Source organism: Lewinellaceae bacterium (assembly GCA_020636105.1).
Taxonomy (GTDB): domain Bacteria; phylum Bacteroidota; class Bacteroidia; order Chitinophagales; family Saprospiraceae; genus BCD1.
In genome coordinates this window covers 3551825-3576806 of sequence record JACJYL010000001.1, presented here as the reverse complement: position 1 = coordinate 3576806, position 24982 = coordinate 3551825, and the positions used below count along the sequence as shown (strand labels likewise).

Genomic DNA, 24982 nt, shown 5'->3' with positions numbered 1-24982 from the left:
ATCCTTGAAGATACTGCTTGCCCTCAGTCATTTGATGAAAATAAATTGACCTATTTACTGCTAAATGAGGAGTCGCCCCAAATATGTCCTTAGTCATTTTTCCAACCTTTCTTTTCCTGCTCTATGTGGGTCAATTCGATTTTTACCCCGTACTTTTCTTTTAGGTGCCTGGCCATGGTATCGGCTGCGTAAACCGAACGATGCTGTCCTCCGGTGCAACCAAAATTGACCATTAAATTGGTAAAACTCCTGTCGATATAGTTTTCAACCGCATCATCCACGATCCGGCAGACATTGTTCATGAAGTCATTCATGTTGCTGTGATGCTGCAGGAAATTGATCACGGGTTCGTCTCTTCCGGTTAGTTTTTTATAAGGTTCGTACCTGCCCGGGTTATGGATGGCCCGGCAGTCGAAAATGAATCCGCCGCCGTTTCCGCTGTTGTCTTTGGGAATGCCACTGTTTTTAAAGGAAAAGCTGTTCACTTCAACGGTGAGCAAGCTGGACATTCCTTTTATTTTATCGAAAGGCTCAAACCGCCGGCAATGGATCACTCCGTAAAGGGCTTTTTCCAGTTCGGGCAATTCGATCGGTAATCCTTTATTTTCCAACACCCATTTGATATTGCGAATGGCGAAGGGAATACTTGAAATGAAGTGTTCTTTTCTTTCGTAGAGGCCCCTGAAGCCATAAGTGCCCAGCACCTGGATACTTCTTATGATGACGTAGGCGTAATAATGGGTCGCAAAATCTTCGCGGTTCAGGGGAGTCAACTCCTCTAAGGTGTCCATATAGTGATTCAGCAATTCCGTTCTGATCTCCGAAGGGATATTGGCCTTGGCCTGAAAGAGCAGGGAGGCGAGATCGTATTGTAGCGCTCCCCTGCGCCCGCCCTGGTAATCAATAAAAAAAGGCTCTCCTCCTTTGATCATAATGTTGCGGGTCTGAAAATCCCGGATCATAAAATGGTCCGTTTCCGTTTCCAGCAGATATTCTGAAAATTTTTGAATATCATTTTCAAGGCATTGTTCATCGAAAGGGATTTCTGCCAGTTTGAGAAAATAATATTTGAAGGTATTAAAATCCCAAAGCATGGACTGTTTGTCAAAAGCTTCTCTCGGATAACAGAGGGAATAATCCAGCCCTTCTCCTCCCCTGGTCTGAAAATGCGCCAGCTGTCTGACCACCTTTTTATAGATATTAATCAGGTAATCGGGGAAATAATCGCCTTTTTGCAGGAGGTAGCTGTATAAGGTGGTAAATCCCAGATCTTCCTGGAGGTAAACATTGTTTTCAAGGTCTTCGGCATAAATTTTGGGAACGGGCAGATCCTTCGATTTAAAATGTTTCGAAAAACCAAGAAAGGCTTCGTTTTCTTTTTTGTCTGCATTATGAGCTCCTACCGCTGTATGATTTTTGCTTTGCAGACGATAATAAATCCGTGCTGAGGCTGAGGGCGCCAATGGAAGCACCAGGTCAGGAGCCTCTCCAGCCCATGTTTCAAATAAATCACTAAGATGTCTTTCAATTTTAAGGGATGCCATGAATTTTTATTTTTATGTTCACTTCCGTACACTTTTGGGTAAAGCTCTGAAAATACATGGTTGGTTCTCACAGAAAACGCCGATGGAATACAATGACATTCCGTAACACTGGTCGGAATAAACGCTGGAAATAAGGTAAAATAACCGAAAATGATCAGCGAAAATCAGCGAAAATCAGCGTGACACAAACAGTGTACAGTAGAGAATTTTGATGCAGGTCTTTTTCCGGCAATACAATTATTGCGCTAAATTAGCCGATTCTTCAACAGAAAATGAAATGGAACAACACATTTTTATGACAGCCTTGATATTTATTGCGGGCATTGTAGCATTTGGGGCGGCGTATTATTGCTATAAAAAAGATAATTTTCGATTTGCACTGGTATGGATTATAGCGGCTGGTTTTTTATGGCGACTTGATTGTGCATTGGATCCACAATTGCATCAATGGGATGAAAGATTTCATGCCCTGGTCGCCAAAAATGTAATGGAAGATCCATTTGCTCCGAAATTATATTCACGGGTTCCTCTTGATTATGATTACCAACATTGGGGCAACAATCATATCTGGCTCCACAAGCAACCTCTGCCTTTTTGGGTAATGGGCGGTTCCATGAAGATATTTGGCTTAAGTCCGTTGGCCCTGAGGTTGCCTGCTTTGGTGATGTCAACTTTGTTGATCTGGTTTACCTTTTTAATCGGGAGCAAGTTATTCGATCAAAGAATCGGGTTGCTGGCGGCATTTTTTCATGCGATAAACGGGATGGTCATTGAAATAGGTTCTGGAAGAGTGGCTACGGACCATGTTGATATTTTCTTTTTCTTCTTTATCGAATTGGCCATACTGCTGGCGGTGTTATATAGGGAAAAGCCATTGATCAGGTATCTTCTTTTGGTGGGGGTGTTTACCGGGATGGCGCTTTTGTGTAAATGGTTGCCGGGGCTAATTGTGATACCTGTTTTTATTATCCTGAATTTTAATAGGGAGAATGGCATTTTACCTTTAATGAAAGCAGTCCTGATCATTACAGTTGCCATGGTGGTCGTAGCTCTTCCCTGGCAGGTTTATGCCGCTCGGAATTTTCCTTTGGAATATTGGTGGGAAAACGGTTATAATCTTAAACATCTCACCCATTCTGTTGAAACCCACGGAAAACCCTGGTGGTATCATCTGGCGAATATGGGGCGTATCTGGAATGAGATGATCTATGTTGCCTTGCCATGGTTTCTTTGGAAGACATTAAAAAAAGGATGGAATGCTGCAAATTACACTTTGCTGGCCTGGATCGTCATTCCTTACCTTGTCTTTTCATTAGCTGCCACTAAAATGCAGGGGTATGTTTTGTTTACCGGACCAGCCTTTTTCCTGATACTGGCCTGGTTTATTTTTGAATTGCAGTATTTGGCGAAACAGGACAGGAATTTTTGGGTTAAATGGTTTTACCATGGAGGGATGGCTGTCATTTTGTTATTGGCTTTCAGGTTCGGACTGGAGCGGGTGAAACCCTTTCAGGAGCAGGAGGAAGGGTATAAACTCCAATCAGCACTGATGAAACTGGAAGATCAGGTTGACAAGGAAAGCAGCATTATTTTCAATACACCCCGATACATCGAATGCATGTTTTTTACCCGTCATCTGGCTTATGAAAAAATACCTTCAAAAGAAGAAGTCAACAGGCTGCTTTTCAGTGGAGAGAAGGTGTTTGTGATCGACGACAACCATTTGCCCGAGTATTTAAGACACAACGCAAAGGTGGTCAAAATTGACGAACAACTTTTGGAAAGTAAGCAATGAATATTTTTAGTTCCTAGTAAATATAACTCAAAATCCCTTCCAGTTCCTGTTTAGCCCGCTCGATCTTTTTGGTGATGAGGCGGAAAGTGCGTTCCCGTTCCCGTTCTCCGGCGCCGCTGATCAGGAGGGAATGTTTTTTGGTCATATTAATCCAGTTTTCGGTATAGTTACAGAAACGATCATCCGCACTTCGGATGAAATTGGGCGGATCAAAAGTGGTGAAGACGTAATTAAAGTTGTCGGCATTGACATAAATAATATTGGTGGAAGCGACGAGCTCGTTCATGTGTACGGTCAGGTGACCCAATTTTTCCTCCGGTTTTTCCAGATTAAATTTATACCCAACCTCTGCCATTTTCTTTAAGTGGCGGCTCATTTTTTCCACTTCTTTAAAAATACGTAAAATATCTTCCTTGTGTTCAAATATGCCGGAATGGGCGTAATACTTGATCTGGTCGAGGGTGATGTCCAAAAAACGGATGTTCCACATCTCCATCCCATCATAGCCAAAATACTCTTTCAACATGCTCTTCATCAATGAATTCAAAAGGCTGTCATTGGTGAATTCTGACAGGGAGAACCGGTGAGGACGCTGTGGCATCTGCCAACTGGTATGGTTCCAGACGAAGAGCTTAAAATAAAAAAGTAAAGGAAACTGGAGGTAATGAAAAACGGGAACCTCGTTGGTAATATAGGAAACCTGAACCTTTTTACACCCCCGGATAAATTCAAAATGGGTATTGATATTTCTCAGGTATTCATCATAACTGGAAGGTTGTCTCCTAATGGCATCCACATAAAAGGGAATGGCATTGTGTCTTTCGGCAATAAACTGGTCGATGGAGAAGCCGTAATGGCGTGAAAGTTTGATGGTATCATCCAGCGAAAGATTGCTTTCCCCATTCAGTTTTTTATAAGCGCCGCTTTTACTGAGGTTCAGAATAGTCATCAGTTCATTGACTATCGGTTTTTTTTGGGGAGAGAGGTTTTCCAAAAAAGAGAAGAGTTGCTGCTGTATTTTTTGACTTTCTTTTTCCATGGTTGATCGTTTTATTGGAAGCAGGTTTCCTTCATGCGCATGTCCATGAAGGCAGGACACGCTTATTTGTCTCTAAATCAGGAAACTTCGCTAATAACACGATAGATTTTACCCGATATGTATAATTTTTTTTTAGAAATGTAGCCCTATGGAAACGATTGCCCCGCACTTTTGTAGTAAGCTTTTTGTGTGACACTTTTTAATCAAATGGGAATTAGGTCGAAAAGACGATTTACAGTAGATGTTTTAGCACCGGGTGCGTGATTGTTTTAATGGATCGCATCCGGTGTTGTTTTTTTTAGGTTTTGAGCATAAACCGAACCACCTCTTCTTCAAATTTTTTAAAATACAGCCCCACGTGCCTTCCATCCACCAGCGCATGGTGAGCCTGAACAGAAAGTGGCATCATTACCTTTTCACCGGCTTTAAAATATTTACCCCAAACTATTCGGGGCACGCTGTCAGGATTGGCGTAATGCATTGCATGTGTGAAACCGGTGAATGATATCCAGGGAATAATGGATAGAAAAAGATAATCATCACGCCCTTCTACATCCTCAACGGTCGGGTTATTTTGAAAATGGTCCATGGCAGCCGTTGCCGCCTGGTAGAAGGCTGCAAAATCATACTCAAAATCTACCGGACAAAAACTAAAGACATCCGACCCTTTCGGGGTGACGGCAAAAGACGGGTGAACCAATTCATGCTCCACGATTTTTTCGCCTCTCAGGCGCCAGCGAAATTCCCTGATGTCATTAGCTGTTTTGCTGATGAGGTAAACCATTACCGGGGTGAAAGAAAGTTCCTTGGCCCTGATATAATCCACCAGGCTAGTGATCTCCACATTGCCGCAAACATTAAAATGGGGCTGGCTGAATTTTTTAAAAAATTCAAAATGCTTTTTACGATGTGAATCCGTAAAATTTATTTCCTTCATGTGCAGCAACGTGATGGGTTGTTAAAAAATCAATTCCTTCGGCTTCCAAAAATAGAGTATTTTTTCCAAAATTCGCTAATCCGCTAATCCGCCAATCCGCCTCTCAGAACTTAATGTCCTTCACCATCAGTTGAAGCCGGGGTTGCCCCTGCCATTGACTTTCTCTCAGGTTGTAACAAAGTTCAAAAGGTTTTCTCGAATAAATTCCCTCCGCTAAATGAGCAAATCCGAAAGCGATGCCCTTAAATGGTTCGGAATGCTCCTGTCGAACCGTCAGGCTGAGGTGTTCGTCTTTCAGCACTTCTGAAAAACCGGTGTCATAAACGTTTTGGGTGTGGAAAACAGGGTTCCTGTTGCCGGGGCCGAAGGGGGCAAAGCGGGCCAGGATGCGTCTGAATTTTGGGGTAATCTCTTCAAAGTTTAATTCGGCATTGATATCCACCACAGGAATTTGCAAGGCTTCAGGTAAGGAAACCTGTACGACCCCTTCAAAGCGATCGCAAAAGGCATTTACGTTTTCAGGGAGCAGGGTGAGCCCTGCGGCGTATTGGTGTCCGCCAAAATTGAGCAGCAGATCGCTGCATTGGGAAATGGCTTCCAGTATGTCAAAGCCCCGGACGGAACGGGCAGAGCCGACGACTTTGTGATCGGATTTGGTCAGGATGATGGCGGGGCGGTAAAATTTTTCCACCATTCGCGAAGCGACTATTCCGATCACGCCTTTGTGCCAGTGCTCCTGGTAAAGAACAATGCTTTTTCTCGATTCCCAGCCGTCAGATGCGGTAAATGCTTCGATGGCTTCTTCTGCAATCCTCTGTTCAAAACTTCGGCGCAGTTCATTGCGGTAATCCAGGGCTTTGATGTGTTCCGCCGCGATGTCTGGCGATTGAGTGAGCATGAGTTTGACGGCCGTAGCGGCATCTGCCATACGGCCTGCTGCATTGATGACCGGAGCCAGCCCGAAGACCACATCGCTGATGTTCAGGGGGCGTTCTCTTTTGGAGTGATCAATAAGGGCCTTCAGGCCTGGTCTTTGGGTGTGATTCAATTTTTCAAGGCCGTGGCAGGCGAGTATGCGGTTTTCCCCCGTCATGGGGACAATGTCAGCTGCGATACTGATAGCCAGGAGATCCAGTTGAGATTCCCAATAATGGGACGGCAGTTCATATCTTATGGAATAAGCCTGGGTAAGTTTGAAAGCGACCCCGCAGCCACTGAGTTCTTTGAACGGGTAATTGCAATCTGTTCGTTTGGGGTCGAGGACTGCATGAGCGCTTGGGAGCTGTTCGCCTGGCTGGTGATGATCACAGATGATCAGGTCAATGCCGAAGTGTTGGGCAGCGATTGCTTGTTTTTCGGCCCGAATACCACAGTCCATGGCAATGAAGAGGTCGATGCGGTTGGCTTTTGCATAATCGAGGCTTTCGAAGGAAATGCCGTACCCTTCTTTATATCGGTCAGGAATATAGTAATCCGGATGGGCACCCAGTTTTTCGAGAAAACGGTGCATTAAGGCCACGGAAGTGGTGCCGTCAACATCGTAATCACCGTATAATAAGATGTTTTGATTCTCCCCGATCGCTTTGTGCAATCTTTGTACGGCTTTGTCCATATCTTTCATGAGGAAAGGATCGTGGAGATTGTCGAGAGTGGGATAGAAAAATTGCCGGGCTTCCGCGACAGAATTTATGCCCTGCTGCACTAATAAACGGCAAAAAGCGGGATGAATGGGCAGTTCTTTTTGCAGCTTGTGCACTAATTGTTCGTCTGTTTCGATGAGCTTCCATTGTTTGGGGATCATTTTAATTAAGTTTTTTGGTTATAATTAAGCAACGGGAATCAGGGATTTTCAACGGTTACTTTACAATCCTCAATTCGATTGAGTATTGGTTTTTTAACCCCAAAATTTGAAAATAAGTTCACCATAGCAGAAAAAAAGAGAGGAAGGGGATTTAAAATAAAAATGGCGAACCTTTAAAAGGCCGCCATTTTACGGTCAAAACACGCAAAGCGTGTCGTTTCTGGGAGGATTTTTTGAAATTATTAGGGAATGGGTTTAAGGTGTTTAACTTTTTTTATTCTTTGTACTATGGCAAACATTTTAAAACAAAACAAGGGAACCTACACAATTCGAAAGGGGACGAAAAAAAAGGGGGGATCGTGCATAAGACTTTTAAATCTTACCTGCCCACCCAAAAAAATGTAGTGCGGGCAGTAGTTCCCTTGTTGTTTACTCAATTTGAGAAACTAAAAACTTAAATTGAATCCGAATTCTTTTAAACCCTTTCCGTATATAAAATACTATTGGCTTAAAAAAGAATGCATCAGACTGAAAGGGGGTCCAAAAGCCTGATGACTATCGAGATTTCAATAAATCTTTTAGTATGTTTAAAACTACGATACAAATATATTGCCGTTTTATATGGGAAGTTGTAACAGTTTAATGTTTTTGAATCAGGGGTGTTTTTGGGTTTATATAATAATATTAAGTTTCAAATAATTGATAATCAGCTATTTGATTGGTGTAAATTTGTATAAATTGGGTCAACAGATTGATTGTCACAAGAATAAACCTTATTTTTGTGACGGAATTTAAACATACACTCAAATCTAGATTGTTCACTGGTGAACAAATCTAAATCCCAGCATTATACTTAATACCATTATGTATTAAGACAGTTTAGGCTGTCTGTTTTCGAGTGTTTTGATACACGTATATTGAATGTGTACATAATACCCCCTCTATATGTTTTGTCATATAGGGTGTTTGTTTTTTGTTTTATTGGGGATTCACTTTATTCTTTAGGCCTAGAGTTTTATGTTCTGAAAAATACAAAAAGATTAAATTCAAAAGCGAATTAAAAAATAATGTCGATTCCCATGATGTCTTTTTGTTGATCAACAACCTCCTTAGTAGCCTCTTTTGCAGAGGCGATGATTCCTAGTGTAATTAATAATTCGATAAATGCTGCCATAACTTTGATATTAATTTAATTATTAAATTTTAATTGATAATCAAAGTTATGGCAGAAGTTCGGGCCCAAAGTGAACAATTACGTTTTGAAAGAGCAGCTTAGTTTTTAATTTTCCCATCGAAAAATTTTTGTTTTATGTTGTTTTTCAATAAGTTGCAATTTTAAATTCGTAAATAATTGAATCTTGGTGTATGAGGGATTTAAAATTACTGGTGCAATTACTGTCCGGGGTTAAGGTCAGTAACATAAATATCATTGGCTCAGAGGGTGAGTCAGCAACGAGGGTTCAGCAATTATACGATGAGATTCTTGCAGGAAAAGTCGAAAGCGATGAAGAGGGCGCTCAATTGTTTTTTCCTGACGGGGCTTATAGCGAAAAATATTTCAGTAAATTAAAACGTAAGTTACAGGAAAGATTATTAAATACCTTATTTTTTATTGATGTAGATAAACCTCAATTTACGGAATATCAAAAGGCTAACCAGGTTTGTTATAGAAATTTGTTAATTGTTAAATTATTATACTCCTATGGTCAGCGTCATTTGGGGGTGATGATTGCAAAAAAAACGTTTAAAAAAGCTATATATTTTGATTTTACGGAAGTTGTTTTGCTTTTGTCGAAAGAACTTAGGCTTTATTACAGCACTATTACGGGAGAAAAAGAGAAGGCGGAATTGTTTAGTGGGTACGCAAAAAAATATTTGGAGATATATACTGCGGAGCTTAAGGCCGATGAGTATTATTCCGAACTTATGGTAAACTATGTTTTTTCAAAAGCAAATAAACCGGAGTTGATTGATAAAGCAAGGGCTTTTTGTAAAGACCTTGATGCCTTATCAGTAATAGTGGATTCCTATAGATTCAGGTTTATGTACTACCTCGTGAATATTCTGAGATGTGAGATTGAAAATGATTATGGAAGTACGCTTAAATTCTGTGAAAGCGCCCTGGAATATTTTTTAAGCAAAAAATATTTTGGGGTTAAAAGTGTATTGTTCAGCTTCTACTCCAAGATGATTTTTTGTCACTCCCAATTACATCAATATGACAAAGCACAGGAAAGTATTTTGAACTGTTTGGGATTGGTTTCTGAAGGGGATTTTAATTGGTATGTGGCCTTAGAGCAGTATTTTTTAGTGTCTTTGAAGATTCATGATTATAAAAAAGCTTATGATGTTTATTTAAAAGTCACCAATCAGCCTAATTTTAGTGCTCAATATCAGCAAATAACTGAACGCTGGAAAATAAACGAAGCCTTTGTCCATTTCTTGATCCTTAAAGGAAAAATTGAACCAACGCAGGAAGATGATAAACATAAATTCAGGATCAATAAATTTCTGAATGAAGTGCCGCGGCATTCAAAAGATAAACGAGGCACCAATATTACCATCCTGGTCCTGCAAATCTTATTTCTTTTGGAGCAGGAGCGCTACGAAGACATTTTTGAGCGCATAGAGCCGCTCAGGATGTACACCAGTCGCTACCTTAGGAAAGATGATACTTTCAGAGGAAACTGTTTTATCAAAATGCTCATGCAATTGCCCGCCGGCCGTTTTCACAAAGAAGCGGTTAAGCGCAAGGCGGCACCCTACCTTAAGAAACTGGAATCGATCCCTCTGGATGTGGCCAAACAAACGGCAGAGCTGGAGATCATCCCCTACGAAGAATTGTGGGAGTATGTGATGGAGTCGCTGGGTAATAAAGTGAGATAGGCTTAACGAACTTTTGGCTGTTGAAGATTGAATCTTGTAAGTTGAAAATTGCTCAATTTGCTTTCAAATTGAGTAGCTGTGGAGGCAGGAGTCGAACCTGCACGAGGCGGTTAGCCAAAGCACAATGTCTGGTGGTCAATCCCAATGTTGCAATCAACACCTTATGCTTCGTTTATCCCGTAATCCTCACCCCCGAGACAAGAGGGTATGGCTGCCTGTTTCATCACCCCACAGTGTGGTACACAAGAATCAATTTTCAAAAAACAACTGACAAAAGATATTTTGCTACAGTTTTTCAAAATTGAAGATTGAATCTTGCGATTTGAAAATTGCTCAATTTGCTTTCAAATTGAGTAGCTGTGGAGGCAGGAGTCGAACCTGCACGAGGCGGTTAGCCAAAGCACAATGTCTGGTGGTCAATCCCAATGTTGCAATCAACACCTTATGCTTCGTTTATCCCGTAATCCTCACCCCCGAGACAAGAGGGTATGGCTGCCTGTTTCATCACCCCACAGTGTGGTACACAAGAATCAATTTTCAAAAAACAACTGACAAAAGATATTTTGCTACAGTTTTTCAAAATTGAAGATTGAATCTTGCGATTTGAAAATTGCTCAATTTGCTTTCAAATTGAGTAGCTGTGGAGGCAGGAGTCGAACCTGCACGAGGCGGTTAGCCAAAGCACAATGTCTGGTGGTCAATCCCAATGTTGCAATCAACACCTTATGCTTCGTTTATCCCGTAATCCTCACCCCCGAGACAAGAGGGTATGGCTGCCTGTTTCATCACCCCACAGTGTGGTACACAAGAATCAATTTTCAAAAAACAACTGACAAAAGATATTTCGCTGCAGTTTTTCAAAATTGAAGATTGAATCTTGTAAGTTGAAAATTGCTCAATTTGCTTTCAAATTGAGTAGCTGTGGAGGCAGGAGTATGCTACCTGTTTTATCACCCCACAGTTTAAAATAAAAAATCACTTTCTTTCAAGTGATGATGCAAATTTAAACACTTTAGCCTCTTTGATGCAAATTTTATAAATAAAAAAATAAATTTTTATCATTCGTTTAACGAATGTATTAAAACGTTGAAAAATTAATAATGTATTCTTTTAAATATACGGCTTGGTTTGAAATTTCGAAATTGAAAAAACCGTGGGTTGCCCACCAATCCTATTCTTCCGGAAAAATAGGATTGGTGGGCCCAATTGGTGTGTCACGATGTATCACCCTCCGGCTACCCAGGCCATCAGGTATTGGCAGAGCAGCGCACCGTAAGTTCCAAGGGCATAACCCAAAACGGCCATCAATACCCCTACAGGAGCCAGTGCCGGGCTAAAAGCTGCTGCGACAACAGGAGCGGAGGCTGCACCGCCCACATTGGCCTGACTGCCTACCGCGACGAAAAAGAAGGGGGCTTTGATTATTTTAGCCACTATGATTAAAATGGTGACGTGCACCAGCATCCAGATTAAGCCGATGGCAAACAATCCCAGGTTGTTAAAAATTTCCAGAATATTCATTTTCATCCCGATGGTGGCCACCAGTATGTAAATAAAAATACTGCCCCATCGGGAGGCTCCCACGCCTTCGAGTTTTCGGGCACGGGTAAAAGATAACAACAACCCGACGGTAGTGGAAATTACGATGAGCCAAAAAAATGAAGAAAGCAACGATTGTAGTCCCATGTTTGTTAATGCTTCTTCATGGTTTTCCATTAAAGGAACGATCGCATCCGCCGCCCAATGGGAAAAAGCAACACCTCCAAAGGCAAAAGCCATCATAATGAATATACTAGTGGTCGTGGGAATTTGTTCAATGGAGGAACGGTAATTTTCGACCTTGTCCCTCAATTCTTTAATAGCGGAATTATCGGCCTTAAGCCACACGTCCAGTCTGTCGGATATATTGGCACCATAAAGCAGGAATCCCATCCAGATATTGGCCACTACCACATCCACGACGATCATGGAAGAAAAAATTTTGTCTTTTACTTCGAAAATTTCTTTCATGGCCGTTTGATTGGCACCTCCTCCGATCCAGCTTCCGGCAATGGTCGAAAGTCCGTTGGCCAGATCCACGGGTTCTCCCACGATGAGCCCCGGGGCTAACTTGAGGATAACCAGTAAAGCCAGCGGCCCGCCTAAAACGATACCCAGGGTAGCCGTTAAAAACATGATCAGCGCTTTAGGTCCCAGGTTGAGGATACCTTTGAAGTCAATACTGATACAGAGCAGGATCAAACTTGCGGGCAGAAGATATCTTGAGGCGACAAAATAAAGGTTCGAATAATCTCCCGAGATCAACCCTCCGGAATTTAAAAAAGAAGGGAGGAAGTAGCACAAAAGCAGGGCGGGAACGAACTTGTAAAATTTTTTGAATTGAGGAAGTTTTTCGGTCCAGAAAACCAATGCGAGCAGGGCGAGCAAAATGCCCAGTACGATGGCATCGTTTTTGAATAAAGGAGCGCGGGCCATCGTTTTTAAAGTAAGATTGCTTCGGGCTCCTTTTTTGAATTTAAGGGACTGACCCGCTTCGTCCAATAGTTCGATCTTTATTTCGGGTTCCCCGGCGGAAAGCCCTTTGATATAAATTGGGGCTACCGCATCGAGGGTGAACATTTCGCCTCCTACGGTTACCTTCATAGTTCGAGCGCCTGCAGGCACAAGACTCAAAGGAAGTTCAATGATAAAATCAGGGGTTTCATCCAAAAAATATTTGCCGGGTTTGGTCAGCAGGGAAAGCCGTTGGACCCGGTCTGCAGTTTGCTCTATAATACCGGCAGTTGCGACCTCTACCGAAACCGGTTGTACATTTTTCCTGGCAAAAGACCAGTTGGAAAAGGCCAAAAAAGCCGTCAATAGAAGGAAAAATCTAAGGGTTTTAATACTCATGGTTGTGTTCTTTTGGCTTAAAGATAAAAATTTGAACAGCATTTCGATAATTTTTCAAATGGAGACCCGAATTCAATCCGTTGAGATGTTTTTAAAACCTCCTTCCTTTGGTTCTAACTTTTTCCCTATTTTTGACAAAAAAATACGAATGCATATTAGTGATGAAGATAAAGCCTTTCTGCGTGAGGCAATAAAACTGGCCCGCAAGGGCATGAATACCAATCTTGGAGGGCCTTTTGGAGCGGTTGTCGTTAAGGATGGAAAAATTATTGGAAAGGGCAGCAATAATGTAGCTTCCTCAAATGATCCGACTGCTCATGCCGAAATAACGGCAATCAGGGATGCCTGCCAAAATTTGTCTTCTTTTCAACTGGACGGGTGTACCCTTTATACCTCTTGTGAGCCTTGCCCTATGTGCCTGGGGGCCATTTATTGGTCACGGCCCGAGCGTATTGTTTATGCAGCCAATCATATTGATGCGGATACCATCGCCGGATTTGATGATAGTTTCATTTACGATGAAATAAAAATAGCTCCGGAAGAGCGAAAAATTCCTGCCATTCAGGCACTTAGAGAAGAAGGTCAACAGGTTTTTCACGAATGGCAGCTCAAAGAAGATAAAATTGTTTACTAACCATAAAAAATGATGACGATAAAATCGAAACTGATAATGATTTGCTCAACAGCTATTATTAGCGTAGGGCTGGATCAGTATTCAAAGTATCTGGCAACTCAACACCTGGAGGCAAGACTCGGAGGTTACTCCTTTTTTAACGGTTTTTTCAGGCTGATCTACGCCGAGAATGAAGGAGCCTTTCTCAGCCTGGGCTCCGAAACCACCGGTTGGTTAAAATATATTGGTTTGTATGCTTTTCCCGTTATATTACTCATCGGGTTGTTATGGTACCTGCTCAATGCTAAATCGCTGACTAAAACCCAGATTATTGCTCTTAGCCTGGTGTTGGCCGGTGGCATTAGTAATATTTATGATCGGTTGCTCTTTGGCAAGGTGGTTGATTTTATGATCATGGGTTTTCAGCAATTAAAAACGGGTGTTTTCAACATTGCGGATGTTTCTATTATGACGGGGCTGTTTTTGCTTATTTTCAGCACAAAGAAAAAAACAACCCCTACTGAAAATACAACAGAAGAAAACAGTGAAGCCACTGAGGCTGCTCAATAAAAATGATAGAAGTTTCTTAGGAGACAAAAAAGGTAAAAACTTAGTGCCGAAGGAAAAACTTATATTTATCATATATTTACATCCCCCGCTTAATTATAACACAGGTAAGAAACACTATAAAATTCCGATTTAATTATGCAGCAACTGACACCATTTACCATATTAGGAATCATCGCAGCCTATTTTTTATTACTCATCTTAATTTCCTGGTACACCTCAAGAAAGGCGGGAAATGAGAGCTTTTTCCTGGCAGACCGAAATTCAAATTGGGTTTTTGTGGCGATTGGTATGGTAGGAGCTTCGCTTTCAGGGGTTACTTTTATTTCCATTCCCGGAGCCGTCGGTGCCGGAGGCTTAAACCAGTCCTTTTCCTATATGCAAATGGTGATGGGATATGTCGTTGGATACATTTTTATAATGTTTGTTCTATTGCCATTGTACTATCGTCTAGGGCTGACCTCCATTTATGAATATTTAAAAGAACGACTGGGTTTTTATTCCTATAAGGTGGGCGCTGCTTTCTTTTTATTATCCAGAATCATCGGGGCATCATTCAGGTTGTACCTTGTCGCTATGGTTTTACAGGCATTCGTAATGAATGCATTTGGGGTTCCTTTTTCCCTCACTGTAGCCATTACCATCGGACTCATTTGGGTCTACACTTTCAAAGGAGGGATCAAAACCATTATCTGGACTGATACGGTGCAGACGGTATGTATGCTGCTTGCGGTGGTGATTACCATTTTTACCATAGCACGGTTTTTTGAAACCGATTTTTCCGGGTTGATGGCCATCGTTGACCAAAGTGATTATTCTAAAATGTTCTTTTTTGAAGGAGGATGGAGCGATCCCAATAACTTCTTTAAGCAATTTTTGGGGGGAGCTTTGATTGCTATCGTCATGACGGGGATGGATCAGGATATGATGCAAAAAAACCTGAGTTGTCCTAACATCCACGATGCTCAAAAAAATATGGGCCTTTTTATCGTTGTGCTCGTCATCGCCAATTTGTTGTTCCTCTTCCTTGGAGCCCTGCTATATATCTATGCGACAAGCGTTGGCATTGTAGCGGAAAAATCGGATCAACTGTACCCAATCATTGCCTTGCAAAGCAATCTGTCACCGGTAGTCGGTATATTTTTTGTACTGGGATTAATTGCTGCGGCTTATTCCAGTGCGGATTCGGCACTTACAGCTTTGACGACGTCTTTTTGTATAGACTTTCTCAATTTTAAAACTTCTACTAAAACGGAAGAAGAAAAAAAACAAACGAGGATCAGGGTGCATATAGGGTTTTCATTTTTGCTCTTCCTGGTAATAATTGTATTCAACGCAGTAAGTAACGATGCGGTCATCAATGAACTCTTCAAGGCCGCAGGCTTTACCTATGGCCCCATCTTAGGGTTGTTTGTATTTAGCTTATTTACCAAACTACATGTTAGGGAAGTCCTGGATATTTCCAATACAAAGGTGGGCAAGAAACTGCCGAAATGGCTTCAACGCATCAACCTGGTGATTATTATTTGTTTGCTGGCTCCTGCCATTTCTTTTTGGCTCAATAAAAATTCGGAAACATTTTTTTATGGTTTCCAACTCGGATTTTTGATCATAGCCCTTAATGGTTTGCTGACTTTCCTGGGGTTGTGGGCCATTTCGTACAAGGTGTATGAAACGGAGACGGAAGCTTACCCTTCAGAGTAATAAACATGAATAATCCCGAATTTTATCTGATTAGCTGAAATTCGGGATTTTTTATTTCACAAAAAGAAATAAACCGCAAAATGTAAAACAAGTAACCGCAAATGGAACAAAGTGACATCCTCGACCACGGAGTGTCGGGAATTTGGAAGTGCTTGGGCCTTGGGTTAGGTGTTTTAAGACAAATTTTGACTTTTTCTCCAAAACCCACACGTTTTGCCCACTCACTTTTACATTTTAAATTCCTTGTTTTACATTTTACATTTAAAAAATACTTCAAATAATCATATAATTTCCAGTTCAGACAGTTTTTGAAAATCCGGGATGACTCATGTTTATGATTTACAGATTCCCAATTAATTCTACTCGTATCTCAAAGACTCAATCGGATCCAGCCTTGCCGCCTTTAGGGCCGGGTACAAACCTGATAACAATCCGACGATAGTACAGGTGACAATAGCGATAAAAATCCATAACCAGGGGATGATGAATGGGCCTCCCATTTTATAAGCGACCAGGAAACCTATTGCGGTGCCAAAAATAATGCCGACGGCTCCACCCATTTGAGAAATAATAATAGCTTCGGATAAAAATTGAACCACTATGGTGCGCCGGGTAGCGCCCAGGGCTTTGCTCACCCCAATTTCACGGGTACGTTCGGTAACCGTTACCAGCATAATATTCATAAGGCCGATGGCGGCCCCGAGTAAGGTGATCATTCCTATACCTATGGCAGCCCAACGAAAATAGGTAGTGTTTTCCTTGATTATATTGATGAGTTCATCGCTTTTTTCAACTTCAAAATCATTCTCTTGAGAGGCTCTTAATCCACGCACCTTTCGGAATATCATTGTGGCATTGCCAATGGCCTGATCTATCAGTAAAGGGTCATTGACCGCAACAAGCAAGTCGTAATTCGTATTGGCTGTCCCGTAGTATCTTTTTCCCGTTTGTAATGGAATCATGATCCGGCGATCCTGGCTTTCGTTCATACTCGAGCCCCTTGATTTTAAAACGCCAATGACTTTAAGTTTAATGTTGCCTGCCCCGATGATTTGGTTGAGTGCTTTTTCCGGTTTTCCGTCAAAAAGTTGTTTTACAACATCGTTTCCAATGATGGTTTTATATCCTCCGTTTTGGGCTTCGGTAACGGAAAAGTTTCTTCCAGCGGCGAGCTCAAAACCTTTGGCCTCGAGATAGTTTTGGCCTACGCCAAAAATCATAAAATTGGGATTGGTCTTTTCATCTTTGTATTTAATGGCCGCCTGGGAACTGCACCACATAGAGAGGGAAGTATTGGCAGGAAACTGGAATTTTTCTTCAAAATCCCTACCTTCCTGGTAAGAAATAGGCGCCCCCTTCATCGTCCTTCTTTGCCCTCCATGCCCCTGGGATCCGCGGGTGGTAGGCTCAATGGTGAAAGTGTTTGCTCCTAAAGAAGAAAGATTGCTGCTCAGGGAGTAAATAGCACTGTCAATAGCCGTGAGGATGCCCACGAGCGCCATGATGCCAAAGGCGATGATCAGTAAGGTCAAAATGGCTCGTAACAAGTTCGAGCGAACAGACCGATAGGCCAGTTTAATGTTTTCCTGTAAATCCATGAGCCGGTTTTTAAAATCGTTTGCTGGGTATTACCAGTGACTAATAGTGCTGAAACCGCCCCGATTTTTTGTTTTAATGAAAATCAGGACAGGTCAAAAGAAAATACTTTTTCACCATGCAAAGTAGCTATAATTATTTTTCTTGCTTTCTTTGTTCGATTAATAGCGCATATTTATGTACAAAATTAAAGCAAGTCCGGGAAGAACAGTAACCATTGACGAAAAAGACTATCTCTATTTCAGTGGAACGGCTTATTTGGGCATTCCCAAGGATCCTGATTTTTTGGCCTTGGTGATCGAGGGATTTCGACGTTATGGCACCAATTTCGGAGGGTCACGGTTAGCGAATGTACGGTTTGATATTTTTGATAAAACAGAAGCCACGCTTTTGTCCCTGACGGGAGCACCAGCTGCGATCTCTGCCTCTTCAGGAACTATGGCGGGGCAGTTATTAGCGCATTATTTTTTCGGAAAGGCAGATATGCTGGCTACGCCGGATGCGCATCCGGCCATGCTCCCCCCCGGAAATACGGCTCAAAGACTGGAAACCAATTGGAAGGAAAATATCCTCGAAATCATTTCATCCTCAAAAGCCCCACTGGTGCTTTTTTCCAACGCAGTAAATGTTCTCAATGTTGAAAAAACCGATTTTTCGTGGGTAAAAGAAGTCCCGGAGGATAAGCCTTTTACACTTGTTGTGGATGATTCTCATTTCCTTGGGATTGGAGGAAAAGCAGGAGGCGGCACTTATTCTATTTTGGAAAAGCCTGATCATGTCGAATTAATTGTGTTAAGTTCTTTGGGTAAGGCATTTGGGCTGCCTACAGGAGTGATCCTGGGCTCCGTTTCACTGATTGAATCACTGTGGGAAACGCCCTTGTTTGGCGGAGCTTCCCCAACGGTTTTGGCCTATCTGTATGCTTTTGTGGAAGGACAACCTGTCTATGAGAAAAACCGGGCTCAGTTGGAAAAAAATATAGCCTGGTTTTCCTCGCGGTTAGTCAGTAAAGAACGATTTAAGACCTTTGATGGTTTTCCTGTTTTTAGCGTGGCCGATGAAAACCTCGCAGATGACTTGTTTGAAAAAGGAATACTTCTGTCCGCCTTTAATTATCCTACGCCCACTTCACCTTTGGTCACGAGAATTGTGATCAACAGCCTGCATCGTACAGGAGACCTCGATAAATTGTTGGAGCATCTTAATATTAATTAAGGCACCAATGTAACATCTCCCTTGAAAAGAATGATTTCGCCATCCACAAATTCTACTTCAGCATACCAAACAAAAACAGCAGAGTTGCACGGGATACCCCGGAATCTGCCGTCCCAGCCATACGCAGGGTTGTTGGGTAGAAAATCGTATACTTCAAATACATTTTCCCCCCAGCGATTGTAAATCTGGAATGATCTTATCCCAACAACATCCTTACCGGAAAAGATCATAAATACATCATTGTTGCCATCATGGTTGGGGGAAAATACATTGGGGATGAAAATATTCCTGTTTTTTTGGACATAAACCGTGACCAGATCCGAAGTCGAGCAACCATTTATATCGGTTAGCGTAGCCCTATAGGTGGTGGTGGCCAAAGGGGATAAATGTTGCTCAAAACAGTCGTTGCAAATAATATGCTGATCCGGATTCCAGGCAAATTGCATGATTTCATCTTCAGGAATATTGAAAAGAGCATACAGATCAGCCTCTTCACCCAGTTCAATGATCTGGTCATCTCCCAGGTCGAGTACGAGGTCATTCCCGTCTTCGAGCTCCAATTCTATGTAAAATTCACAATCATTTACATCCTGAACCAACACTTCGTAAAGGCCTGCGGTCAAATTATTGAATATTGAATTTTGCTGAAAATCTCCTCCGTTAAGACTGTACGAATAGGGGCCTGTTCCTCCCAGTACTTCCTGGATGATCAGGGCTCCGTCCGAATCTCCGGAGCAGGTTGGCGGATCTCCTTCATAAGTTAGTCCGGTGGGGGCAATGGGTCCTTGCAGCACGGTAGTCTGGTCCTCACTGGTACAGCCATTGGTCAGGTTGGTGACCTGCAAATGAAAAATCCCGGGATTTTCCACCGTAATCAAGGGCGTAGTTCCAATGACCATCGGATTATTTCCCTGTGTCCAGGTTAATGCGTACTGACCGCCATTTGACGAAGCACTTCCATTTAACTGCACGGAAGCAGTGTGACAATCTATTTGCATATCCATGCCTGCATTGGCGATTGGAGGGGTAATATCCTGGGTAACCAGAACACTGTCAGCAATAGAACAGCCATTTTCGGTGTTGAGTACGGTCAGGAAATAATAACCCGGTTCATCAACGTTAGCCAGAAGCCCGTTTTCCCCGGAAAGAATATGGCCCTGAATACTTTCCCACTGGTAGGTTATTGTAGCCCCTTGTTGTGAATTTCCGCCATCCAGAACAACAGCCTGGACAATACAGTCCAGATGCTGATTCGGGCCGGCTTCTGCCACAGGATAATCATAATTTTCATCCACCGGAACAGCAGCCGTGGCACTGCATGCCGTAAGGGTATCCATGACCAAAAGGGTGTAGGTCTGGGCACTATTAACCAGCAGGGAATTGCCCGATGCACCGGGAATCGGGTTGTTTTGCCCATCAAACCATTGATAAGTAATATGAGATCCGCTTTGGGAATTACTTCCGTCGATCATTACGGTCTCGGTGATGCAATCCAACACGTCAGGCTCTTCTAACTGAACCATCGGTTCATAACTTAAATCGGTCACCAAAACGGAAGACGGAGCCGAAAAACATCCATAAGTTTCGTCGGTTACCATCAACTGGTAGGCTCCCGGTAAAGATACTTCCGGCATCAGAAGCATTTCATTGGAAACGTTGATCCCTGGGCCAGTCCAGCTATAGACCATGCCTGGCCCCTGGGAAGAAGCCCCGGCTTGTAATACAGCAGAAGGAGTGTCGCAATCAAGAAACTGCTCCCCACCTGCATTGGCAACAGGGGTAGGAATTTCTGCTACGAATTCCCCGGTTTCAGACTGGCAGCCGTTTTGATCAGTCACGGTCACGGTATAAGTTCCTTCCACATTGACATTAAGCATGGTACCATTGCTTCCATTTGACCATGAGTAAAGGGCATAACCCGGCGAAACATCGATTGAAGTTGAGCCATCTTCGCAAAAATAAAATTGCCCGCTGATCTCGATATCCGGAAGCGGCAATTCTATGACACTAACCATATCTGTATTGGAACATCCGTTTGAATCGGTGACGGTGACGGCATAATCACCAGGATTGATGACCGATAGGGTTTGAGAAGCTCCTCCCCCCGTCCAGGCGTAAATATCATATCCCGTTCCGGCATCCAACTCGGTAGATTCATTTTGACAAAATTGTAAAACCCCTTGAATTTGTGGAGCCGGCAGTGGATTTTCCTGCACAACTACCTCGCCATCACCGGAGCAGCCCCCTGCATCGGTCACGGTAAGGCTGTAAGTTCCGGGTTCGGTGACCGTTATCGTCTGAGCATTTTGGCCGTTGGACCAAAGGTACGCGGCATACCCCGGACCGGCATCCAAAAGGGTATTTTCGTTTTCGCAATATTGTAAAGGGCCGTTGATTACAGGCTCCAACTCAGTTTCCTGGTTAATAAAAACACTGGTACTGTCCATGCAGCCAAATTCATTCGAAACGGCCAGGCTGTAAATTCCTTCGGCATTGACTTGAATGGATGAAAGACCGCTGCCGGTGGACCAGCTGTAAGTCTGGTAATCCTGATCCGCTGAAATGACCGTATAGTTGCCGATACAAAAAGTGAGAGGGCCTACTATCTGGGGTTCAGGCAGCGCATTTTCAATGACTTCGACGGTCGTATTGGAATAACAGGAATTCGTATCCAAGGCAGTCAGCTGGTAAGAGCCTCCTGTTGAAAGGCTAAGAGATTGTTCAATGGAACCATCAGACCATTCGTAGGAAACGTATCCATCTTCACCGGTCAGTAACGTCGTTTGTCCAGAGCAAAAGGTGATTTCTCCCAAAATTTGAGGAGGCACAACTTCGAATTCACTTAGGTTTACGGTGGATGAAGTAATGCATCCATTGGGATCAGTCACGGTCAGTGATGCCCCACCCGTCTCGTCAAAAAGGGCGGTCTGCCCTGAAATTCCGTTGGACCATGTATAACTGATAAATCCGTCTTCGCCGGCCAAGGTTGTCTCAGTACCCGGACAAAACTGTAAAGGCCCTGTGATAAGCGGGGCTGAAATGATAAACTCTGAAACAGACACCGTATTCGTTCCCGGGCAACCCAGGCTGTCGGTGACGGTCAGGGAGTAATCGCCGGGAAGGGTAATGGAAATATCCTGGCTGTTTTGCCCTCCGCTCCATTGGTAGGTGACAAAACCTTCCTCTCCCAATAGGCTGGTAGTGGTGCCCGGACAAAATTGCAGGGAACCTTCAATTCCGGGAACCGGTAGCGTTATAGATTCAATGGTTGTCATGGCAGTCGCTTCACAGCCATTGGCATCGGTTACGTTCACAAAATAATTGCCTGCCTGGGAGGCGAAAATCTGTGAGGTTGTTGCTGCATTGGACCAGGAATATTGGGGGTAAATAGTATTGACTTCAAGCAATACAGAATCTCCTTCACAAAAATAACCCGCTGTATTGATTTGAGGTTCGGGAAGTGGATTTTCAAGTGTTGTTATGGTTGTGGAACCGGAACAACCGTTGTTATCCGTTACATAAAGACTTATAACTCCGGCGGAATCTATCGTGACAGACTGAGTCTCTTCCCCATTCGACCACAAATAGGAAACATACCCACTTTCTCCGGTCAGAATGGTGGAACTTCCGGTGCAAAATTCCGGGGTGCCTGAGATGCCTGGTTCGAGCATTTCAAGTTCCGATACCATTATGGAAGTTTCACCTATGCAGCCATTAATGTCGACAACGGTAACGGAGTGGTTGCCTTCTTCGTTGATTTCCACACTTTGGGTGGTGGCTCCATTGGACCAATAATACTGGTCGAAATTCTGCGACACCGAAAGTGTGGTGGAAGCGTCCAGACAAAAACTGGGTAATCCTGTGATCTCCGGATCAGGGAGTGGATTTTCGGTCAGCGTAAAATCAGTGGAAAAGGAGCAATTGTAATTATCTGTTATGGTTACGGAGTAGGTGCCCGGATTTACGATCACCGACTGGTTGGTGGCACCGGTACTCCAATCATATACCGGGTAATTCCCCTGGACAACCAGGGTGGCCACTTCGCCTTCGCAAACACCTGGCACGCCTAGGATCTGGGGGAATAATTCGGGTGCTTCCAGGACTACAAAAGCCGATACGGCCTCGCATCCGTTTGCATCTGTTACGGTTACAAAATAGTTGTCGCCCTCGGACACCACTATCTGTGCATCGGTAGAACCGTTACTCCAGAAATATCCCGCGTATAAATCCTCGGTGTACAATGTCGAGGTTTCACCGGGGCAGAACACTGGATCCCCGATGATTACAGGGGGCGGGATATTAACATCGGTTATATCAAATTCTGCATAACCTTCACACCCGTTCGCATCGGTCACCAGTAGCATAGCTATGCCGGGTTCGGAATACGTGGCCGTTTGACTGGTGGCTCCATTGGACCATAAATAGGTTTCGAACCCGGGAGTAACCGTTAAGACCGTAGGGTGTCCCAGGCAGACGAAAGCATTTCCGCTAATTTGAGGAGCGGGCAAGGGATAAACGGCCAGGTCAAAAGAGGTTTCATTCTGACAGCCATTGCTGTCGGTGACCGTGACGGTGTAGGTTCCTGCTTCAGTTACGTTGATGTTTGCGGAATTGCCGCCATTAGACCATTGATAACCAGGATACCCCGGGGTGGCACTCAGGTTGGCCGAACTGCCTTCACAAACGCCCTCCGGTCCGCTGATGAAAACATCTGGTAAAGGGGAAATCATTATCGTAATATCGATCATGTCATCACAATCTCCTTCCGTGACGGTCAGAGAATAAGTGAGGCTACCGGAGAAATTTTGAGGAATGGTTACCGTTGGATTTAATATATTGGTGGCGGATAAGTAGGAAAGCGCCAGGGCCGTCCCGGTCCAGCTGTAAGTTTCTGCCCCCATAACACCCGTGACAGAAACGGGCATGGAAAAAGGAGGGTCACCGCCGCATAGCGCCACCGGACCATCACTGGTCAGTTCCGGGCCAGGCAGTATTTCCACCGTAAACGAATCTTCATTCTGACACCCGTTGCTGTCGGTCGCCGTGACGGAATAAGTTCCGGATTGAGTGACCGAAATATCAGGGGTGTTGCCTCCGTTTGACCATACGTAACTGGTCAAACCGGGCGTAGCGCTCAATGTCACCGTTGCATCTCCGCAAGCGCTTGCCGGCCCGGTTACAGACACGGTCGGCAGGGGTGAAACGTTGATGACTACATCGGCCATGGCTTCACAATTTCCTTCTGTTGCAGTGAGGGTATAGGTGAGGGTTCCTGAAAAATTTTGAGGAATGGTTACGGTGGGGTTGAGGACATTGGTGGCGGATAAGTAGCTCAGCCCCGCACCGGTAGCCGTCCAGCTATAAACCTCGCCACCCATATTGTCTGATACGGAAACCGGCATGGAAAAAGCAGGGTCGCCTCCACAAAGTGCAACGGGTGCACCGGGGGTAAGTTCGAGGTCACAGGTAGGATCGACATTACAATTCAAAAAAGGCGCTGCTGAGCCGCCCCAGGTCATGCTAAACCCGGTGGAGCTTCCCAGCCAGTTGTCGAGCAGCAGGTAAAATCCCTGGCCGGGTTGTACAATCAGAGGCGCTACGAAACCGTCGCCAAATGCACTTTCTGAAAGGTCTGTAGCGCCGTTTCCCAATCCAGTTTGCGGACAAAAAGCACAATTTGAAGCAGCATAAGAACATCTGATAGGAGAGCCCAGATTTCCACAATTGACGTCCGGCCCGAAAATGGCGAAATCATAATCTTCCCCAAAACCTCCATCCGGATTAACGGTGAACTCGATCTGGCTGTTTGGAGGCATATCCGCGCGGAATTCAAAATAATACCATCCGCTTTGGTTTTCAAAGGAAAGCAGGCAGTCATTGTCATTATCCGGATCTGCAAAATCATCTATTCCGGATCCGCTAGGGTTGAAAACAACGGGGCCGTCAGAGCAAATGACTTCTGCGGTGATGCAGTCTTCATTTTGTGCATAAAGGAAAAAAGGGAAAACAATAAAGGCTAAAGTGGCAAGTAAAGGAAACCGCATTCTCTTTGTATGTTTTGATGTTAATCGAAAATTTTATGGGCTATTCACTCAATAGCTCAAAACAGCTTTCAACCCGGACACAATTTTTTTATATTGAAAATGGGGGATAAGTTTTTCCTTTGGGGGCTTGCCCAAAGATAATTTTTTGGGAGGACAATTTATGTCTGGCAATAATTTTTATTCCTATTGAAAATATTGTTTGTCAGGTTTAGGACAGGGAAAGCAAATTTTCACGGTAAACCCGTGGCGTTATGCCTGTCCAGCGTTTAAATGATCGAATGAAGGTGCTGCCGTCGGGATAATGCGTGTTGATAGGAAACCTGTCTCAACCTTCTTCTAGAATAAAGAT

At 43.5% G+C, this 24982-nt stretch carries 13 protein-coding genes; 6 read left to right on the top strand and 7 right to left on the bottom strand.

Features of this window, described 5'->3' with window-relative positions; translation table 11 throughout:
- Positions 1 to 89: 89 nt before the first annotated feature.
- Positions 90 to 1544 (bottom strand): phosphotransferase, encoded by a 1455-nt coding sequence (locus tag H6571_13415; GenBank protein ID MCB9324731.1) that lies wholly within the window; start codon positions 1542 to 1544, stop codon positions 90 to 92.
- 277 nt (positions 1545 to 1821) lie between these two features.
- Between H6571_13415 and H6571_13410 the strand changes: the two genes are divergently transcribed.
- Entirely contained in the window at positions 1822 to 3339 is a 1518-nt protein-coding gene (locus tag H6571_13410) for a glycosyltransferase family 39 protein (GenBank protein ID MCB9324730.1), read from the top strand.
- Between the two features lie 13 nt (positions 3340 to 3352).
- Here H6571_13410 and H6571_13405 read toward each other — a convergent pair whose 3' ends face one another.
- From H6571_13405 to recJ, 3 genes are all read right to left on the bottom strand, one after another.
- Positions 3353 to 4378 carry a hypothetical protein gene (locus H6571_13405; GenBank protein MCB9324729.1) on the bottom strand — a complete coding sequence of 342 codons (1026 nt, stop codon included), beginning with the start codon at positions 4376 to 4378 and terminating at the stop codon, positions 3353 to 3355.
- A gap of 298 nt (positions 4379 to 4676) precedes the next feature.
- On the bottom strand, positions 4677 to 5315 hold the full coding sequence (locus H6571_13400) for a chloramphenicol acetyltransferase (GenBank protein MCB9324728.1): 639 nt from the start codon (positions 5313 to 5315) through the stop codon (positions 4677 to 4679).
- Between the two features lie 103 nt (positions 5316 to 5418).
- Entirely contained in the window at positions 5419 to 7116 is a 1698-nt protein-coding gene (recJ, locus tag H6571_13395; GenBank protein ID MCB9324727.1) for a single-stranded-DNA-specific exonuclease RecJ, read from the bottom strand.
- A gap of 1365 nt (positions 7117 to 8481) precedes the next feature.
- On the opposite strand from recJ, the gene H6571_13390 reads away from it, so the two are divergent.
- A complete protein-coding gene (locus tag H6571_13390; protein MCB9324726.1) occupies positions 8482 to 10002 on the top strand; it encodes a hypothetical protein in 1521 nt (506 codons plus the stop codon).
- Between the two features lie 1224 nt (positions 10003 to 11226).
- On the opposite strand, the gene H6571_13385 is transcribed toward H6571_13390, so the two are convergent.
- Complete coding sequence (locus tag H6571_13385; protein ID MCB9324725.1) at positions 11227 to 12477, bottom strand: DUF819 family protein; 1251 nt, start codon at positions 12475 to 12477, stop codon at positions 11227 to 11229.
- Between the two features lie 565 nt (positions 12478 to 13042).
- Between H6571_13385 and H6571_13380 the strand changes: the two genes are divergently transcribed.
- The 3 genes from H6571_13380 (at position 13043) to H6571_13370 (ending at position 15778) form a co-directional block, all read left to right on the top strand.
- Positions 13043 to 13528 carry a nucleoside deaminase gene (locus H6571_13380; GenBank protein MCB9324724.1) on the top strand — a complete coding sequence of 162 codons (486 nt, stop codon included), beginning with the start codon at positions 13043 to 13045 and terminating at the stop codon, positions 13526 to 13528.
- 9 nt (positions 13529 to 13537) lie between these two features.
- Positions 13538 to 14077 (top strand): signal peptidase II, encoded by a 540-nt coding sequence (lspA, locus tag H6571_13375; protein MCB9324723.1) that lies wholly within the window; start codon positions 13538 to 13540, stop codon positions 14075 to 14077.
- Positions 14078 to 14221: 144 nt separating this feature from the next.
- Positions 14222 to 15778 carry a sodium:solute symporter gene (locus H6571_13370; GenBank protein ID MCB9324722.1) on the top strand — a complete coding sequence of 519 codons (1557 nt, stop codon included), beginning with the start codon at positions 14222 to 14224 and terminating at the stop codon, positions 15776 to 15778.
- A gap of 359 nt (positions 15779 to 16137) precedes the next feature.
- On the opposite strand, the gene H6571_13365 is transcribed toward H6571_13370, so the two are convergent.
- Positions 16138 to 17376, bottom strand: a complete 1239-nt coding sequence (locus H6571_13365; protein MCB9324721.1) for an ABC transporter permease — start codon at positions 17374 to 17376, stop codon at positions 16138 to 16140.
- Positions 17377 to 17551: 175 nt separating this feature from the next.
- Here H6571_13365 and H6571_13360 point away from each other — a divergent pair, with 175 nt between their 5' ends.
- Complete coding sequence (locus H6571_13360; protein MCB9324720.1) at positions 17552 to 18589, top strand: aminotransferase class I/II-fold pyridoxal phosphate-dependent enzyme; 1038 nt, start codon at positions 17552 to 17554, stop codon at positions 18587 to 18589.
- Here the strand turns inward: H6571_13360 and H6571_13355 are convergent.
- Positions 18586 to 24633: a gliding motility-associated C-terminal domain-containing protein gene (locus H6571_13355; protein ID MCB9324719.1), complete on the bottom strand. Its 6048-nt coding sequence runs from the start codon at positions 24631 to 24633 to the stop codon at positions 18586 to 18588. The two genes, H6571_13360 and H6571_13355, sit on opposite strands and share 4 nt — an antisense overlap.
- Positions 24634 to 24982 lie beyond the last annotated feature (349 nt).